The following is a 17,093-nucleotide window of genomic DNA, read 5'->3' on the forward strand; positions in this document are numbered from 1 at the left end:
ACTTATGTTAGTTGCTGAACATCAGCGCGGTCAGGATGAAGTCCAGTCCGAGGACCATCAGCGAACCGCTGACCACAGTGCGGGTGGTGGCGCGCGATACCCCCTCGGGTGTGGCCTTGGCCGTCCAGCCCGCATGCAGCGCGATCAGGGTTACCGCCACGCCAAAGACCACGCTTTTGACAAAGCCGTTCAGTACATCTTTGAAAACATCGACGCCGCCCTGCATTTGCGACCAGAAGGCGCCGGGGTCTATGCCTATCAGCACCACGCCGACTATCCAGCCGCCCAGAATGCCCACCATGGAAAATACGGCCGCCAGCACCGGCATGGCCACTACACCGCCCCAGAAGCGCGGCACCAGCACGCGGCGTATGGGGTCGACCGCCATGACCTCCATGGCGGCGATTTGCTCGCCAGCCTTCATGAGGCCGATTTCTGCCGTCAGCGAGGTGCCGGCGCGGCCGGCGAACAGCAATGCCGTGACCACCGGCCCCAGTTCGCGTACCAGCGACAGCGCCACCAGCAGGCCCAGCGCTTCTTCAGAGCCATAGCGGTTCAGCGTGTAATAGCCTTGCAGACCCAGCACAAAGCCCACGAACAGACCGGATACGGCAATGATCAGCAGGGAATAATTACCGATGAAATGGATTTGCTGGGAAATCAGCCCCGGGCGTTTGAATGCGATGTCGCTGCGCGCCAGAATGGCGCCGGCCAGCCGCATGAAGGCGCCCATTCCGCTGATACTGTTGCGTACCCGGGCACCCAGCGCTGCGATGAGTTGAACAGGCGATGTCATGAGCGTTTGCCATGTTGACCCAGCCATTTCGTGAAGGCGGGTGTGGTGGGATAGTGAAAGGCAATGGGTCCGTCGGGTTGGCCGTCGAGAAATTGACGCACATAGGGGTCTTGCGAATCGGCCAGCGTAGCGGGCGTGCCACTGGCGATCAGTTTGCCTTGTCCCACCATGTAAACCTGGTCGGCAATCGCAAAGGACTCGGCGACATCGTGCGTAATCAGCACTGAGGCACAATCCAGGCGGTCGGTCAGATCGCGAATGAGCTGGGCGGTAATCCCCATGGAAATCGGGTCCAGGCCGGCAAAGGGCTCGTCGTACAAAACCAGTTCGGGTTCGAGCACCACGGCGCGAGCCAAGGCAACACGGCGGGCCATGCCGCCGGATATCTCGGAAATTTTCAGGTGAGCAGCGGCGCGCAGGCCCACGGCGTCGAGCTTGTCGAGTACGCGCTCGACGATCTGGCCTTCGGACACCTGGGTGTGTTCGCGCAGGGGAAAGGCCACGTTCTCGAAGACATTGAGGTCGGTGAACAGCGCACCTTGCTGAAACAGCACGCCCATGCGCTGGCGCAGCTCGCGCAGCTTTTCGCCCCTGGCCTGCGCGATATTGCTGCCAAAGACCTGGATGGTACCTGCTTGTGCTGTGATCTGACCTGTGGTGGCGCGCAGCAAGGTTGTTTTGCCCGAGCCGGAACCACCCATCATGGCAACGACCTGGCCCTTGCGGACTTCGAGATCGATGTCTTGCAGCACGGTAAAGTCGCCGTAGCCCAGGGCTACGTTGCTGAACCTTACGATAGGGTCGTCGACGGTTGTTGAGTTCATAGGCGCGGCAGCTTGGCAATCAGCCTTGCATTGTATCGTGTTCGCCGGTGCGTCAGATTGTCCAGCGGAAAACGTCGCAAAAGCGACGGTTTCCGCTTCTTTCGCGCCGTGGCCTTACATACCCAGATACACCGACTGTATATGCCGGTTGTTGCGCAGCGCTTCGCCGGTGCCATCCAGCGATATACGGCCGTTTTCAATCACATAGCCGCGATCGCAGATGCTCAGTGCATGGTGCAAGTGCTGCTCGACCAGGACGATGGTGATTTCCTTCTTGATCTCGACAATCTTCTTGAAAATCTCGTCAGACAAGATGGGGGCGATGCCCAGTGATGGCTCATCGAGCAGTAGCAGGCGCGGCCTGGCCATCAGGCCGCGGCCTATGGCCAGCATTTGCTGTTCGCCACCCGACAGGTTGCCGGCCAGGTTGGTCAGGCGTTCCTTAAGGCGCGGAAAGGTATCGAGCACATAGCTGATCATGTCCTGGCGTCCCGCGCGGGAGCGTTTGTTGTACCCACCCACAACCAGGTTTTCCATGACGGTCATTTCAGGGAACACCTTGCGGCCTTCCGGCACATACGAGATACCCAGCTCGGCCATCTTATGCGCCGGCATGTCGGAAATGTCGTTGCCCTGGAATTTCACAGCGCCGGTTTTACTGACCAGTCCGACGATGGATTGCATGATGGTGGTCTTGCCGGCACCGTTGGTACCGATAATGGCCAGGATTTCGCCTTCCTTGACCTCGAAGCTCACGTCCCATACCGCCTGGACATTGCCATAGAAACTATTGAGCTTATCGATTTGCAGCATAGCCTTCTCCCAGATAAGCCTTGATGACCTGCTCATCTTTTACAACGTCTTCGGGTTTGCCGCGGGCAATGGGCTCGCCGTTCTGAAGAACGACGATAGAGTGCGCCACGGCCATGACTGCCTTCATGATGTGTTCAATAATGACGATCGAGACCCCATCGCGGTTGATCTCGTGTATGAGTTCGATGGCCTTGTCCACTTCGGCGGGCGTCAGGCCCCCCATGGGCTCATCCATGAGCAACAAGGTGGGCTGGGTGGCCAGTGCGCGAGCCACCTCCAGGCGCTTCAGGTTGCCGATAGACAACGAACCCGCCAGGGTGTCCTGCATGGCCGCCAGGTTGGTGCGATCCAGCATGACCCGTGCCTTCTCGCGTGCTTCCTTGGTGTTGCGGCTTTTCGACAGGCAGGCCACCATGACGTTGTCGAACACGCTGAGCTTGGCCAGTGGCTTGACCACCTGGAAGGTACGAGCCAGGCCTTGCGCGTTCAGCGTGTAGGGTTTTTGTCCCGTCACGTCCTTGCCATTGAAACTGACCCTGCCTTCGGTGGGCGGCATATAGCCTGCGATCATGTTGAAGCACGTTGTCTTGCCAGCCCCGTTGGGGCCTATCAGCGCCAGAATCTCGCCCTTTTTGACTTCGAACGATACCCCATTGACGGCGGCCAGACCGCCGAAGCGCTTGACCAGGTTTTCTACTTTAAGAATATGCATGGTTCAGGCCTCCTTCTTTGCCAGAGCCTTGACCTTGCGCAGGCCTTCGACCAGGCCGCCAGGCAAATAGACGATGACGAGCATGATCAACAAGCCATAGACGATCAGATACAAAGAGGGAAACGCCTGCAGGAACTCCAGGCTCTTCAAGTATTCCTGCAGTGAAATCAGCACGGCAGACCCGATGACAGGGCCGGCAATGGTGCCAATGCCGCCAATCACCGTGACGAAGATCATCTCGACCGACATATGCACGCTGAGCGTCATATCGGGGTCGATGAACTTGTTGTATAGACCGTAGAAGCCGCCAGCCACGCCGGCCAGGAAGGCGCTGGCAAACAAAGCCTTGCTTTTGACCAGAGTGGAGTTCATACCCATGGCTTCGGCCGAGTCTTCATTTTCGCGCACGGCGATGAAGGAATAGCCGGTTTTGCTGCGCATCAGCCAGGCGCAAAACAGCGTGATGAGGGTTGCAAGCAGCAATGCCAGGTAAAAATACTCGGTCTTGTTGAAAATCTGGAAACCCAAGAAGGTGGGCCGTTTCATCAACATGATGCCTTCGCCGCCGTTGGTCACTTCTTTCAGGTTGCGGGCAACAATATGGATGATTTCCGCAAACGCCAGCGTGCCCAGCGCAAAGTAAGGGCCCTTAAGCCGGAAAATCAGGAAGCCCACGACCAGCGACAGCAGCCCGGCAAGCAGGCCCCCAATCAGCAGGGTGAGCGCCATATCCAGGTTCAGGCCATTCACGATCAGCATGGAGCTATAGGCGCCTATACCCAGGAACATGGCGTGGCCGAAGGAGACCTGGCCGGCGTAACCGCCCAGTAAATTCCACGAATGGCCGAGCATGATCCAGATGAGTATCGTAATGACGATAGAGTAGGTATGCAGGTTGGCGACCATGGGTACGGTAAGCGCCAATAGTGCCGCTATGACGAGCGTACTGATGAGTGTTGTTTTCATGGGCTTATATCCTTCGGCCAAACAAACCTTGCGGCCGATACAGCAATACCAGCAGGAAGATCACCAATCCGAATACATCGCGGTAGGCAGTGCCGCCGGGAATATAGGTGGCGCCCAGGCTCTCGGTCACGCCCAGCACCAGGCCGCCCAGGGCCGCGCCGGGAATACTGCCCATGCCGCCCAGCACCACAATTACAAAGGCCTTGACCAAGAAAAGCGCGCCTATGCTGGCGTAAATCGGGTAGGTGGTGGACAACACACTGCCGGCAATGCCGGCAAACACAGCGCCCAGGCCAAAGGTAATACCCGAAATAAAGGGTACGTTGATACCCACGATACGGGCCGCCATGGGCTGCTGGGCGGCCGCGCGCATGGCAAGGCCAGTGTTGGTTTTCTTGAGGAACACGCTAAGCAGAAAGATCAGCAGCGCAGTCAGGAAGAACCCGGTCAGCAGCGAGGCGTTGAAGTTGATACCCCCGATGGTCCAGATGCGGTTCTCCCAATAAAGGCTTTCACCTGTCAGGCGTGAAAAATTGGGACCGAGGAAATAGGGTAAGGCGGCCACGTTGACCAGCAGAATGCTGGCGCCCGCAGTCAGCAGCAGGGTGTTTTCTTCGCCGGCCTTCTGGGCCTTGGATACAAAGGCGCTGTACAGAAAGTAGCCAATACAGAAGCAGACGGGGGCGGTGATCAGGATGCCGATGAAAGGATCCAGTCCCAGCTTCTGGAACATGAAATAACTGGTGAACATGCCAATCATGACAAATTCACCGTGCGTCATATTGATGACGCGCATGACGCCGAATATCAGCGTCAGTCCCAGGGCGATGATGGCGTATACGCCGCCTATCATCAGCCCATCGAATAAGGTTTGAATCATCCAGGTGACTCCAGCTAGTGTTGCTTGCGGCAGGCGCCGTTGCCTGAAGCCAGTTGCAGGTTCAGGTGTGGCCGTGCTTGTGCGGTACGGTGATCGCACCGAAGCCCGAAGTAGTGGGTAAAAAACGAAAGATGGTGCGCCCAACCGCGCGCACCATTCAGGACAGCCGGCAGCTTATGTGCCGGCGTACGGGATTACTTCCAGCCCTTGAACTTGACCAGTTCCTGTTGAGCGGCATCTTTGGGGTAGACCGTAATCATCTTGCCGCCTATCCATTGCGACAGGTCGGTCATGGCACGGTTCTGATTGGTGTAGCCATCGAAGTCTTCGAATTTCACCGGTCCAAAAATCGTCTTCATGTCGGTCGCTGCCAGAGCGTCGCGCACCGAGTCGCGGTCCAGCTTTTCGGCGCGGCCCAGTGCGTCGGCCAGCACATAGATGGCGGTATAGCCTTCAATTTCGTGCTCGCCAGGAGCGTGGCCATAGGTTTTGTTGAAGGTATCGTAGAAGGTGTGGAAGGCATCCTGGCTGCGATCGCCGTGCCATGGGCCGGCGGTCAGCACGGTTTCAGACAAAGCACCAGCCTGGTCGGCAAAACCCTGAATGGAGTGGCCTGCGCCTGTACCCACGAACATCTCGGGCGACAAGCCGGCTTCCTTGGCAGCCTTGATCAACTGAGTGGCGTCGTTATCGTCGCCCGCCGTCATGATGACGACTTGGGGCTCGGCGTCTTTGGCGCGCGTCATGATGGGTTTCAGGTCGAGCTCGCCAGCCTTGTACTTGATGACCGAATAATCGATACCGGCTTTCTTCATGTAGTCTTTCAGGCCGTATTCGTACACCGCTTCACCGTAGGCATTGTCGACGTTGACGTGCACAACGTTCTTGGGCGGGTTCTCGTCAAAATAGGCTTTCAGCGAGTTGGTGTACATGCCCGCAGTGGGGTTCATGCGGAATACGTACTCGTAGTCTGAGCGCGTGGCCAGGTCGCTGGAACCGTGGTCAATGAGGTAGGGAATCTGGTTTTCTTCGGCGACCTGGGCTTCAACCAGCGTAACGCCGGACGAGCGTCCACCAGTCAGGACCAGGATGTTTTCGTCGGACACCAGCTTTTCAGTGGCGGTCTTGCCGATCTGCGGTTTTTCCTGCGAGTCCTCGATCACGAGTTCCAGCTTCTTGCCATTGACACCGCCTGCTTCGTTGATTTCCTTGACGGCCATGGTGTAGGCCTGCTGGAATTTCTCGCCAAACACGGCAGCGTTGCCGGTCATGGGCAAGACGGCACCAATCTTGATGACATCATCGGCTGCTGCGGCAGGCATGCTGAATGCCGCAGCAATCAAGCTGGCAAGTACGAATTTCTTTTGCATTTCCGAGAACTCCTTCTGCGTGCATGGCGTTAACAGCCATGACTAAGCTGGACGAACTTGCGAGCAAGAATCGTCCATAAATGAAATACTTTGTGAAATTTCATTATACGTAAGGGGATACAGCTAAATGTCAGCTTGGCTTTCGAATCGGCAAAGCCAGGCTTCCAGAAATCCAAACAGCCGCGGGCTGCGGCTGTTTGGATGGTCGAAAGGATGAAGTCCTGTCGTTTAGCGCGGCAGTACCGTGCTTCCCATCAGGAACTCGTCGACCGCGCGGGCACACTGGCGGCCTTCACGTATGGCCCAGACCACCAGCGACTGTCCGCGCCGCATGTCGCCTGCCGCAAATACTTTAGCGACATTGGTGGCGTAGTCGTCGGTATTGGCGCGAGCATTGCCGCGTGCGTCCAGGTCGATCCCGAATGCGTCGAGCACGTTTCTGACAGGCGAAACAAAGCCCATGGCCAGCAAGACCAGGTCAGCCGGCAGTTCAAACTGCGAGCCTTCGACTTCACGCATTTTCAGTTGGCCGGTGGCCTTGTCCTTGAACCATTCGACACGCGCGGCCACCAGCTTTTCGACCTTGCCTGCGCTGCCTTCGAAGGTTTTGGTAGCCACCGCCCAGTCGCGTTCGCAGCCTTCCTCGTGTGAAGATGAGCTGCGCAGCTTGATGGGCCAGTAGGGCCAGGTCAGGGGTTTGTCCTCGGTCTCGGGGGCTTTGGACATCAGCTCGAACTGAGTGACCGAAGCCGCGCCCTGGCGATTGCTTGTGCCTACGCAGTCGGACCCGGTATCACCACCGCCGATGACAATGACGTGCTTGCCTGTGGCGGTAATCTGCTTGCTCAGACGATCGCCATTGGTGACCTTGTTTTGCTGGCGCAGAAAGTCCATGGCAAAGTGGACGCCACGCAACTCGCGCCCGGGCACGGGCAGGTCACGGGGAGTTTCCGAGCCGCCCGACAGCACGATGGCATCGAATTCGTCTTGTAGCGATTCGGGTGTGCGAACGGTCAGGCCGTCTTCGGCGTGTTCATGCGCACCCACATAAGTAGAGGGGCAGAACTCCACGCCTTCGGCTTCCATTTGCGCCAGACGGCGGTCTATATGGCTTTTCTCCAGCTTGAAGTCGGGAATGCCATAGCGCAACAGGCCGCCTATGCGATTGCTTTTCTCGAATACGGTGACCGAATGGCCAGCGCGGGCCAGTTGTTGTGCGCAGGCCAGACCAGCAGGGCCCGAGCCGACCACGGCGACCTTCTTGCCCGTCTTGCGGCTGGGTGGCTGGGGCGTTACCCAGCCCTGTGACCAGCCCTTGTCGATAATGGCGTGCTCGATAGATTTGATGCCCACCGCATCGTTGTTGATGTTCAGGGTACAGGCGGCCTCGCAGGGGGCGGGGCACACGCGTCCGGTGAACTCGGGGAAGTTGTTGGTGGAATGCAGTACGTCGAGTGCGCTGCGCCAATCCTGCTTGTAAACCAGATCGTTCCAGTCGGGAATGATGTTGTTGACCGGACAGCCGCTGGTGCAAAACGGAATGCCGCAGTCCATGCAGCGCGCGCCCTGCTGCTTGGCCTCGGCATCGCTCAGGGTGTTGACGAATTCATTCCAGTGCTTCAGACGTGCCTGGGGTGCCTCGTAGGTTTCTTTTACGCGTTGAAACTCAAGAAAGCCGGTAATTTTGCCCATGTTCGTTTTCCTCAGGCAGCAATTTGTTGTGGATTGGCGGTGCGCCACAGTTCACCCAGCGCACGGCGATACTCGGTCGGCATGACCTTTACGAACGATTGGCGGGAATGGTTCCAGTCGTCCAGGATGTCGCGCGAGCGGAAGCTGCCGGTATAGCGGTAATGATCTTCGATCAGGCGGCGCAAAATAGCTTCATCGGTTTCGCGTTCGCCGCCGCGCACGGCACTATGCCAGCTCTCGATGTGGCCTTGATCGGATTGCTCTTGATGCGGAACAACCCGTTCCAGCTCGACCATGGCCAGATTGCAACGCTGGCGGAAGGTGTTCTGCGGATCCCAGATATAAGCGACGCCCCCCGACATCCCGGCGGCAAAGTTGCGGCCGGTGCTGCCCAGCACCACCACGGTGCCGCCCGTCATGTACTCGCAGCCATGGTCGCCGGTGCCTTCCACAACCGTGGCGGCACCTGAGTTGCGCACGGCAAAGCGTTCGCCTGCCACGCCATTGAAGAAAGCCTCTCCGGACAGCGCGCCGTACAGCACGGTATTGCCGGCAATGATGTGGTCGGGGCCGAAGCCGCGGAAGTCATTGGGCGAGCGCACGACGATGCGACCACCCGACAGGCCCTTGCCCACGTAGTCATTGGCTTCGCCGACCAGATCCAGGGTAATGCCGTGGGCCAGGAAAGCGCCAAAGCTTTGCCCCGCCGCGCCATTGCATTGAATATGTATGGTGTCGTCGGGCAGGCCTTCGTGGCCGTAGCGCGCCGCAATCACGCCGGACAGCATGGCGCCTATGGTGCGGTTGCGGTTGCGTACGGGAGTGATGAAGGATACTTTTTCGCCGCGTTCGATGGCTGCCTTGCTGCGCTCGATCAGTTGGTGATCCAGGGCATGATCCAGTGCATGGTCTTGCGTTTTGACCTGATACAGGGGATCGGTGCTGGGCACGGCATGGAAGACGCGGCTGAAATCCAGCCCCTGTGCTTTCCAGTGCTCGATGCCCGAGCGAGTGTTGAGCAAATCGACGCGCCCGATCAGGTCGTCGAACTTACGTATGCCCAGCTGGGCCATAATCTCGCGGACTTCTTCAGCCACAAAGAAGAAGTAGTTGACCACGTGCTCGGGCTTGCCGCTGAACTTCTTGCGCAAGACCGGATCTTGCGTGGCCACGCCCACTGGGCAGGTGTTCAGATGGCATTTGCGCATCATGATGCAGCCTTCCACCACCAGTGGCGCCGTGGCAAAGCCGAATTCATCGGCGCCCAGCAGCGCACCGATGGCGACGTCGCGACCGGTCTTCATCTGGCCGTCGGCCTGCACGCGAATACGGGTGCGCAGATTGTTCAGCAACAGGGTTTGCTGCGTTTCGGCCAGACCCAGCTCCCATGGCGTACCTGCATGCTTGATGGACGACACGGGCGATGCGCCAGTGCCGCCATCGTGGCCGGCAATGACTACGTGATCGGCCTTGGCTTTGGCCACGCCGGTAGCCACAGTGCCGACGCCCACTTCCGATACCAGCTTGACTGAAATCGAGGCCTTGGGATTCACGTTTTTCAAGTCGTGAATCAACTGTGCCAAGTCTTCGATCGAGTAGATATCGTGGTGCGGTGGTGGCGAGATCAGACCCACGCCGGGAACCGAATAACGCAGCTTGGCGATGTATTCCGACACCTTGTGGCCAGGCAGCTGGCCGCCTTCGCCCGGCTTGGCGCCTTGCGCCATCTTGATCTGAATCTGGTCGGCGCTGGACAGGTATTCGGCCGACACGCCAAAGCGTCCGGAGGCCACCTGCTTGATGCGCGAACGTAGCGAATCACCTGCGGCCAGCGGTACATCGGCTTCGATACGGTCCGAGCCCAGGAACGATGCCAGGGTATCGCCCTTACGCACGGTGGGCTTGCCGGCACGCATTTCTGCACGGTAGCGCAGCTCGTCCTCGCCGCCTTCGCCCGTGTTCGATTTGCCGCCTATGCGGTTCATGGCCACGGCCAAGGTGGCATGGGCCTCGGTCGAGATGGAACCCAGCGACATGGCGCCAGTGGCAAAGCGTTTGACGATCTCTTTGGCCGGTTCTACTTCGTTCAGCGGGATGGCGCGAGCCGGGTCCACCTTGAACTCGAACAGGCCGCGCAAAGTCATGTGTCGGCGCGACTGATCGTTGATCAGCTGGGCGTATTCCTTGTAAGTGCTGTAGTTGTTGGAACGAGCCGCGTGTTGCAGCTTGGCGATGGAGTCGGGCGACCACATATGCTGTTCGCCCCGTACACGCCAGGCGTAGTCGCCGCCGGCGTCCAGGGCGTTGGCCAGCACGGGATCATCGCTGAATGCCGCAGCATGCAGGCGCAAGGCTTCTTCGGCCACTTCAAAAATGCCTATGCCCTCGATATTGCTGGGCGTGCCGGTAAAGTATTTGTTGACCAGGCCAGAGCTCAGGCCCACCGCCTCGAAGATTTGCGCGCCGGTGTACGACATATAGGTCGATATGCCCATTTTGGACATGACCTTGTTCAGGCCCTTGCCTATGGCCTTGATGTAATTCTTGATGGCGGTTTCAGGTTCGGGCAGCGTAGCCAGAGCGTCGAGGGCCAGATAGGGGTGCACGGCTTCTGCGCCATAGCCGCCCAGCAGCGCGACGTGGTGCACTTCGCGCACCGAGCCGGTTTCAACCACCAGGCCAGTATTGGTGCGCAAACCGGCGCGAATCAGGTGCAGGTGAATGGCCGATGTAGCCAACAGCGCGGGAATGGCCACATGTTCGCTGTCGACCTTGCGGTCGGTGATGATCAGGATGTTGTAGCCGCTGGCTACTGCGTCGGCGGCATTGGCACACAGACTGGCCAAGCGGGCTTCGATCCCGTCCGGACCCCAGGCGGTGGGGTAGGTGATATCTACTTCCAGGCTACGGAATTTATTCGAGGTAATGCCTGCAATATTGCGGATTTGCGCCATGGCGGCAACATCCAGCACGGGCTGGCTGACCTCGAGACGCAGTGGCGGATTAACGTTGTTGATGTCCAGCAGATTAGGCTTGGGGCCTATGAAAGACACCAGCGACATCACCAACTGTTCGCGGATGGGGTCGATGGGCGGGTTGGTGACCTGCGCAAACAGTTGGCGGAAGTAGGTGTAGAAAGGCTTGGCGCGGTTCGACAACACGGCTAGCGGCGCGTCGTTGCCCATGGAGCCGGTAGCCTCTTCGCCATTGGTGGCCATAGGCTGCAGCACGAACTTGAAGTCTTCTTGCGTCCAGCCAAAGGCTTGCTGGCGCTTTAGCAGGGTTTCGGCCTTGTGTGGGGCCTCGACCTGCTGTGCGGGCAGGGCTTCGAGCTTGAGGCGCAGGCGTTCGATCCATTGACGGTAGGGACGGGTGTTGGCCAGCTGCGACTTGATCTCGGAGTCGTCAATAATGCGGCCTTGCTGCAAGTCGATCAGGAACATCTTGCCCGGCTGCAAGCGCCATTTCTTGACAATGCGGTGCTCGGGAATCGACAAGGTACCGGCTTCAGAGGCCATGATGACCATGTCGTCGTCGGTGATCAGGTAGCGGGCAGGGCGCAGGCCGTTACGGTCGAGCGTGGCGCCGATTTGGCGGCCGTCGGTAAAGGCCACGGCGGCTGGGCCGTCCCAGGGTTCCATCATGGCCGCGTGGTACTCGTAGAAAGCGCGGCGGTTTTCGTCCATGTCGGTGTGCTGCTCCCAGGCTTCGGGAATCATGATCATCATGGCGTGGGCCAGCGAATAGCCCGACATCACCAGCAACTCGAGGCAGTTGTCGAACGTAGCCGTGTCGGACTGGCCTTCGTAGACGATGGGATAGAGCTTGGGCAGATCGGCGCCCAGCACGGCCGATTGCATCATGCCTTCGCGGGCACGCAGCCAGTTGAAGTTGCCTTTGACCGTATTGATTTCGCCGTTGTGGGCGATCATGCGGTAGGGGTGGGCCAGCGGCCAGGCGGGGAAGGTGTTGGTGGAAAAACGCTGGTGGACCATGGCCAGTGCCGAGACGGCACGGGTGTCGGCCAGGTCGCGGTAGTAGCAGCCCACCTGGTTGGCCAACAACAGGCCTTTGTAGACCACGGTGCGCACCGAGATCGATGGCACGAAGTATTCCTGGCCGTGAGCCAGCTGCATGTGCTGGATGGCGTGGCTGGCTGTTTTGCGGATGACGTACAGTTTTCGCTCGAGGGCATCGGGCACCATGATGTCGGGCCCGCGGCCTATGAAAAGCTGGCGAATGACGGGCGCACAGGCGCGCACTGTGGGCGACATGGGCATGTCGTGGTCGACGGGTACGTCGCGCCAGCCGAGTACGACCTGGCCCTCGTCGCGCACGGCGCGTTCCAGCTCTTGTTCACAGGCGAGGCGCGATGCGGTTTCTTTTGGCAGGAAGACCATGGCGACGCCGTATTCGTCAGGCGCAGGCAGTTCTATGCCTTGGCTGGCCATGTCTTGCCGATAGAGGGCGTCGGGGATCTGGATGAGGATGCCTGCACCGTCGCCCATGAGTTCGTCGGCACCGACGGCACCGCGGTGGTCGAGGTTTTCGAGGATTTTGAGGCCTTGCTGGATGATGGCGTGGCTTTGTCGTCCTTTGATGTGGGCGACGAAGCCGACACCACAGGCGTCGTGTTCGTTATGGGGGCTGTATAGGCCTTGGGTGCTGGCTTGGGTGGCAGCGGCGGGCAGCGTGATAGAGGTAGAGGGCTGAGACATGGCAGGCTCGCTAATGGTGCAGTGCAAGAGTGAAACAATACTGCTAACTGGGGAGGCTGCGCAATAAAAATAAATGGGGTGCGTCCCTTATTTATATATGGATATTTTTGTAATTTTTAAATTGGGGACGCATCTATTTCATTATTTAATCGAATATTTTTTGTTGTGTGTTTTTCTATTCCTGGTATATGAAGGAGGTGTGGAGTAGATTTTTGGAGTGATTTTGCTGTGGTATTTATTGTGGTGTTTGTTGTATTGCCAGTCATTTTCTAGCCTTTCCATTGCTGCTAACACGCTGGCTGTCTCCGGGCGGACTGGGCCAGCACGGCGTGCTTGCTTCCGCAGCTTCCTTGTCCAGCCGGGCGGCGGGAGAACTCGCGTCGTCGGGCCAGTGGCCCGAAAGCCGACGCTTGAACAGCTCCCGCCTTGCCTCCCGTCCGGACAAGGAAGCTGCGGCGCACGCCTAACCGCTGGCCCAGCCCGCCCGGAGACAGCCAGCTGTATAGAGTAATTAGCGGGAAAGGCTTTGCTAGTCGTGTATAGCCAAAAGTGCTTTGTGGCGAAAGCGTCTGCCTGGGCTATTCCTCGACGATGGTTTCGTGCTCGGCGGGGAGGATGATTTCGAGCAGTTCGCAGTCGTCCGACCAGCCAATGACGGTGTGCTTGATGTTGGGCGGTTGCACCCAACAGGAGCCTTCTTTCATGGTGTGGATGCCTTCGCCTTCGAAATCCGTCTTGAACCAGCCTTTTAGTACGTACACAAGCTGGAGTTGGATATCGTGACGATGACGTTCGCTGAAGGCCTCTGAAAATGGTGCCGTCATTCTGATGACGTGCGCCGTGGCCGCACCGTTGGTCGCCAGGGCCACGCCCAGGTCGCGGTAGCTGGAATAGCTGCGCAGCCCGCCGGTTTTGAAGTCGTCTTCGTTAAAGTGGCTGACGGAAAAGCGCTGTTCGCTTGAAGTGTCGGCTGCCATATTGAGCTCCTTTTGCTTTGCTGTTGTCTCTGGCTTCCAGCATAGCACCCGACGTGGCGGCGAGCGCACCGTTTGTGCGGATTTGTGCCGTTAAGTATCGGCCTTGGGCGCGCTAAGGCTTTTGCTGTAATAGCCCGATGGATCAAAGCAGCAAACCCGCTTCTTGCCCGATGCGAGCATGTCGCAGGCGTTTTCGACTCGGCGGGCCCGCGTCTTGGCCTGCTTGGCGGATTCTATCCAATGGATCCAGTCGATGCGGGCGATGGTTGTGGTGGCGTCCCAGGTGGATTTGGCGGCTGAAGACGCGGCAAGGCCGTCCCGCAAGTCTTCGGGGACAGGCGGTTCCAGCTCTGCGGGCGAAGGTATCAGCTCGACGGTTACCGTGTCGCCGGGCACCGCGTTGGCCGAGTCTTGCAAGGTCTGGTCAAGCTTGAGCCAGTGGCTGAGCTGGCCGTCTGGTTCTAACATGGCCTGAAAAGCGTAGCCGTTGATAGTCCCTTCTACCGACGTTCTGCCGCGGCGGGGCAGCGCGTCGCTGATCTCTTTGGGCAAGACAAGAAATGCCCATGCGTCGTCGTTGGTGGCGTGGGCGGAACGGAGTAGTTTGGTCTGGAAGGTCGGCATGTTCTTACTACTTGGTCAATGTTGAGAACTGGCAAAGCTGCCTGGCATTGTGCTCAGACGCCGCTCGCGGACTGCAATGTCGATGTCAGTGTAAAACTCCGCATTTTCCTGGTAAAGAGTTTCGGTTGGATTTCATTGTCCAGAGGTGCGAAACTGACCCCTAGCACGCGCTCAATGCTTTCGACGATGTACGGTTTGAAGCGTTTTCTCGAACAAGGGTCGAAAGAAGCGTGGCAATCACACCCTCGTACGTCTTGGTGCCCGCTTTGGTATCGCAAGCCAGCGCGGCGCGATCGAACATCGCAGATATCAGGTCAGCATAAGCATCTACTTCTGCGCTTGGAGTATCTGTCCCAAGCGCATCCCTGATACCGCAACGCAGTTCCCTTCCGCCTGTTTGCAGATCGATTCGCCGCATCTCATCGGGACCAAGAACTGCAGGCCCCTCGATGAGCATTAACCGCACACGGCCGGGGCTCTGCATTGCGTGGAAATAAGCCTTTGCGCCATGCAGCAGCGCGTCCATAGGCGTTTCAGCGTTCAAGGATTTGGCTTCAATCTCTTTGGCTATCTGCGATGCTTCCGACTCTACGACGGCCTGAAACAGCGCCTGCTTGTCTTTGAAGTGATGGTACAGCGCCCCACGTGTTACACCAGCTCGCTCGACTACTTCGGGCGTTCCCGTTGCTGCGTAACCTTTCTCGAAAAATAGCGTACGCGCTGCGGCAAGCAGTGCCCCGCGAGTTTCCTGACTACGGTCTAGGTTTGATCTTCTTTCTTGCATACAAACAGCCTGTATGTTAATTTATCACTGACATACACATTGTATGTTTTTTAATGAGAGAGCGAAATCAATGAAGCTGACACAGTATTATCCCGTGCTCATGGTGGCTGACGTTTCAGAGGTCAGCAGCTTTTATCAAGCACATTTTGGATTCAGGCCGCTTTTCGAAAGCGACTGGTACGTACACCTGCAGTCCGTTGAGGACGAGAACGTTAATCTAGCTATTCTTGATGGCGACCACGATACGATCCCCGAGGCGGCACGCGGCCGCGTCAGCGGAATGCTGTTGAATTTTGAAGTGGCGGACATAGATGCGATATACGATGAGTTGAAGGCTAAAGGCCTGCCGATCTTACTTCAGCTGCGCGACGAGCCTTTTGGTCAGCGGCACTTTATAACGCGGGATCCCAGTGGCGTCCTGATCGACATCATCAAACCTATTCCGCCTAGCGAGGAGTTTCTTGCTCAATTCGCGGTCGCATAAAACGAGTTCCTTTCACGCTGCGCCATCAGCTCAACCATCCAGTCAATGAACACCCGTAGTTTTGCACTGACGTGCCGGTTGGGCGGGAACGCAATGTGCAGCGGTATTGGGTCGAGCTGCCAATCGGTAAAGATCGGGATGAGTTCGCCGCGTGCCACCGACGCGTTGGCCATGTATTCGGGCAGCCAAAGCATACCGATGCCGGCCAGCCCTGCTGCAAGGTAGGCATTGCCGTCATCAACCACCAGGTCTTGTCGGCCTTGCAGGCTAACGCTGACGCCATTGCGGCTAAGGGTATGCGGAAAAAGCCGACGGGTGCGCGACCACGAGAAGCCAACGATACGATGATGGGAGCCGTCGAGTTCGCTGGGATGGGCGGGCAGGCCTGCCCGCGCCAGGTATTTGGGCGCTGCATACGCGCCCAGCGGCACGTCTCCTATATGGCGTGCCACCAGCGACTGATGGGTGATCTCACCGCCGCGCACCACGCAATCCACGTTTTCGTCGATCAAGTCTACGATGCGGTCGCTGACGCCCAGGTGCAGCTGGATGTCGGGATACTTGGCCTGGAACGCCGGCAAAGCGGGAATCAGTATCATGCTGGCGAAGGGGCTAGGCACGTCCACTCGTAGTCGGCCGCGGGGCAGTGCCGATGCGCTGGACAGGCTGGTTTCGGCGTCATCCATGTCGACCAGCAGTCGCGACACGCGTTCATAATAGGCGGCGCCGTCGGCGGTCACGTTGACCTTGCGGGTGGTTCGATTCAGCAACTTGACGCGTAGGCGGGCCTCGAGTTGCTGTACCAGTTGTGTGACGCTGGTCCGGCTCATGTGCAGGGTTTCGGCGGCCTTGGTAAAGCTGCCAGTTTCCACTACACGGGCAAAGGCCTGCATCGCATCGAAACGGTCCATCGGCATACCTCTGTGGTTTTGATTGTTTGGGTTCTGCAAACAATGTTGAGTGGGATTGCCAGTTTATCTGCGTAGTGCCCTTCGTTAAAGTTTGCTTCATGACGCAGCCGGCCAATGTTGGCCACTGCCACTGTTAATGGAGTGTATTTGATGGCAACACGCGATGTGGTTTTTTCACCGAAGCGCCAAGAGTTATATGAGCGCAACCGTTATTCCCCCGCCATTCGGTCCAATGGCTTTCTGTTCGTGTCGGGGCAGGTGGGTAGCCTGGAAGATGGTTCACCCCAACAGGGTCTGAAAGCGCAGGTTCGTCAGGCGTTCGAGAATCTGAATGCCATCCTGGCGGCAGCGGGCTGCAGCTTTGACGATGTGGTCGATGTAACGGTTTTCATGGTCGATCCCGCGTCGACATTCGAGGAGATCTGGGAGGTGGTGCCCGAGTATTGGGGCGAGGCACCACATCCGACGCTGACCGCTGTGGGCGTGACCTGGCTTTATGGCTATGATTTCGAGATCAAGGTGATTGCCAAATTGCCTTGATC

At 58.2% G+C, this 17,093-nt stretch carries 16 protein-coding genes; 3 read left to right on the top strand and 13 right to left on the bottom strand.

Annotation, left to right across the window (positions count from 1 at the left end; all coding sequences use genetic code 11):
- Nucleotides 1–7 precede the first annotated feature (7 nt).
- The 9 genes from mlaE to ERD84_RS04780 form a co-directional block, all read right to left on the bottom strand.
- The gene (gene mlaE, locus ERD84_RS04740; protein WP_130038452.1) at nucleotides 8–796 is read right to left on the bottom strand and encodes a lipid asymmetry maintenance ABC transporter permease subunit MlaE; all 789 of its coding nucleotides are present in this window, start codon (nucleotides 794–796) and stop codon (nucleotides 8–10) included.
- Entirely contained in the window at nucleotides 793–1,620 is an 828-nt protein-coding gene (locus ERD84_RS04745; protein WP_130038453.1) for an ABC transporter ATP-binding protein, read from the bottom strand. The genes mlaE and ERD84_RS04745 overlap by 4 nt, the downstream gene beginning before the upstream one ends.
- 114 nt (nucleotides 1,621–1,734) lie before the next feature.
- A complete protein-coding gene (locus ERD84_RS04750; RefSeq protein WP_130038454.1) occupies nucleotides 1,735–2,433 on the bottom strand; it encodes an ABC transporter ATP-binding protein in 699 nt (232 codons plus the stop codon).
- Nucleotides 2,417–3,145 (bottom strand): ABC transporter ATP-binding protein, encoded by a 729-nt coding sequence (locus tag ERD84_RS04755; protein ID WP_130038455.1) that lies wholly within the window; start codon nucleotides 3,143–3,145, stop codon nucleotides 2,417–2,419. Before ERD84_RS04755 ends, ERD84_RS04750 begins: the two co-directional genes overlap by 17 nt.
- A gap of 3 nt (nucleotides 3,146–3,148) precedes the next feature.
- Nucleotides 3,149–4,111, bottom strand: a complete 963-nt coding sequence (locus ERD84_RS04760; RefSeq protein ID WP_130038456.1) for a branched-chain amino acid ABC transporter permease — start codon at nucleotides 4,109–4,111, stop codon at nucleotides 3,149–3,151.
- 4 nt (nucleotides 4,112–4,115) lie between these two features.
- Complete coding sequence (locus ERD84_RS04765) at nucleotides 4,116–4,991, bottom strand: branched-chain amino acid ABC transporter permease (RefSeq protein ID WP_130038457.1); 876 nt, start codon at nucleotides 4,989–4,991, stop codon at nucleotides 4,116–4,118.
- Between the two features lie 194 nt (nucleotides 4,992–5,185).
- Nucleotides 5,186–6,361 (bottom strand): ABC transporter substrate-binding protein, encoded by a 1,176-nt coding sequence (locus ERD84_RS04770; protein ID WP_130038458.1) that lies wholly within the window; start codon nucleotides 6,359–6,361, stop codon nucleotides 5,186–5,188.
- A 228-nt stretch (nucleotides 6,362–6,589) separates the two neighbouring features.
- Nucleotides 6,590–8,053 (bottom strand): glutamate synthase subunit beta, encoded by a 1,464-nt coding sequence (locus tag ERD84_RS04775; protein WP_130038459.1) that lies wholly within the window; start codon nucleotides 8,051–8,053, stop codon nucleotides 6,590–6,592.
- 11 nt (nucleotides 8,054–8,064) lie between these two features.
- Nucleotides 8,065–12,771 carry a glutamate synthase-related protein gene (locus tag ERD84_RS04780; RefSeq protein WP_130038460.1) on the bottom strand — a complete coding sequence of 1,569 codons (4,707 nt, stop codon included), beginning with the start codon at nucleotides 12,769–12,771 and terminating at the stop codon, nucleotides 8,065–8,067.
- Nucleotides 12,772–13,052: 281 nt separating this feature from the next.
- On the opposite strand from ERD84_RS04780, the gene ERD84_RS04785 reads away from it, so the two are divergent.
- Nucleotides 13,053–13,238, top strand: coding sequence for a hypothetical protein (locus tag ERD84_RS04785; RefSeq protein WP_130038461.1), 186 nt, complete (start codon nucleotides 13,053–13,055; stop codon nucleotides 13,236–13,238).
- A 111-nt stretch (nucleotides 13,239–13,349) separates the two neighbouring features.
- Here ERD84_RS04785 and ERD84_RS04790 read toward each other — a convergent pair whose 3' ends face one another.
- The 3 genes from ERD84_RS04790 to ERD84_RS04800 all read right to left on the bottom strand — a co-directional run bounded on the left by ERD84_RS04790 (nucleotide 13,350) and on the right by ERD84_RS04800 (nucleotide 15,156).
- Entirely contained in the window at nucleotides 13,350–13,748 is a 399-nt protein-coding gene (locus ERD84_RS04790) for a cupin domain-containing protein (RefSeq protein WP_130038462.1), read from the bottom strand.
- A 90-nt stretch (nucleotides 13,749–13,838) separates the two neighbouring features.
- Nucleotides 13,839–14,372: a YdeI/OmpD-associated family protein gene (locus tag ERD84_RS04795; protein WP_130038463.1), complete on the bottom strand. Its 534-nt coding sequence runs from the start codon at nucleotides 14,370–14,372 to the stop codon at nucleotides 13,839–13,841.
- Between the two features lie 160 nt (nucleotides 14,373–14,532).
- Nucleotides 14,533–15,156, bottom strand: coding sequence for a TetR/AcrR family transcriptional regulator (locus ERD84_RS04800; protein WP_130038464.1), 624 nt, complete (start codon nucleotides 15,154–15,156; stop codon nucleotides 14,533–14,535).
- Between the two features lie 70 nt (nucleotides 15,157–15,226).
- Between ERD84_RS04800 and ERD84_RS04805 the strand changes: the two genes are divergently transcribed.
- Complete coding sequence (locus tag ERD84_RS04805) at nucleotides 15,227–15,640, top strand: VOC family protein (protein WP_130038465.1); 414 nt, start codon at nucleotides 15,227–15,229, stop codon at nucleotides 15,638–15,640.
- Here the strand turns inward: ERD84_RS04805 and ERD84_RS04810 are convergent.
- Complete coding sequence (locus ERD84_RS04810) at nucleotides 15,622–16,551, bottom strand: LysR family transcriptional regulator (protein ID WP_130038466.1); 930 nt, start codon at nucleotides 16,549–16,551, stop codon at nucleotides 15,622–15,624. The genes ERD84_RS04805 and ERD84_RS04810 overlap by 19 nt on opposite strands.
- 150 nt (nucleotides 16,552–16,701) lie before the next feature.
- Between ERD84_RS04810 and ERD84_RS04815 the strand changes: the two genes are divergently transcribed.
- Nucleotides 16,702–17,091 carry a RidA family protein gene (locus ERD84_RS04815; RefSeq protein WP_130038467.1) on the top strand — a complete coding sequence of 130 codons (390 nt, stop codon included), beginning with the start codon at nucleotides 16,702–16,704 and terminating at the stop codon, nucleotides 17,089–17,091.
- The last annotated feature ends 2 nt before the right edge of the window (nucleotides 17,092–17,093 follow it).

This window comes from Pollutimonas harenae (assembly GCF_004153685.1).
Taxonomy (GTDB): domain Bacteria; phylum Pseudomonadota; class Gammaproteobacteria; order Burkholderiales; family Burkholderiaceae_B; genus Pusillimonas_C; species Pusillimonas_C harenae.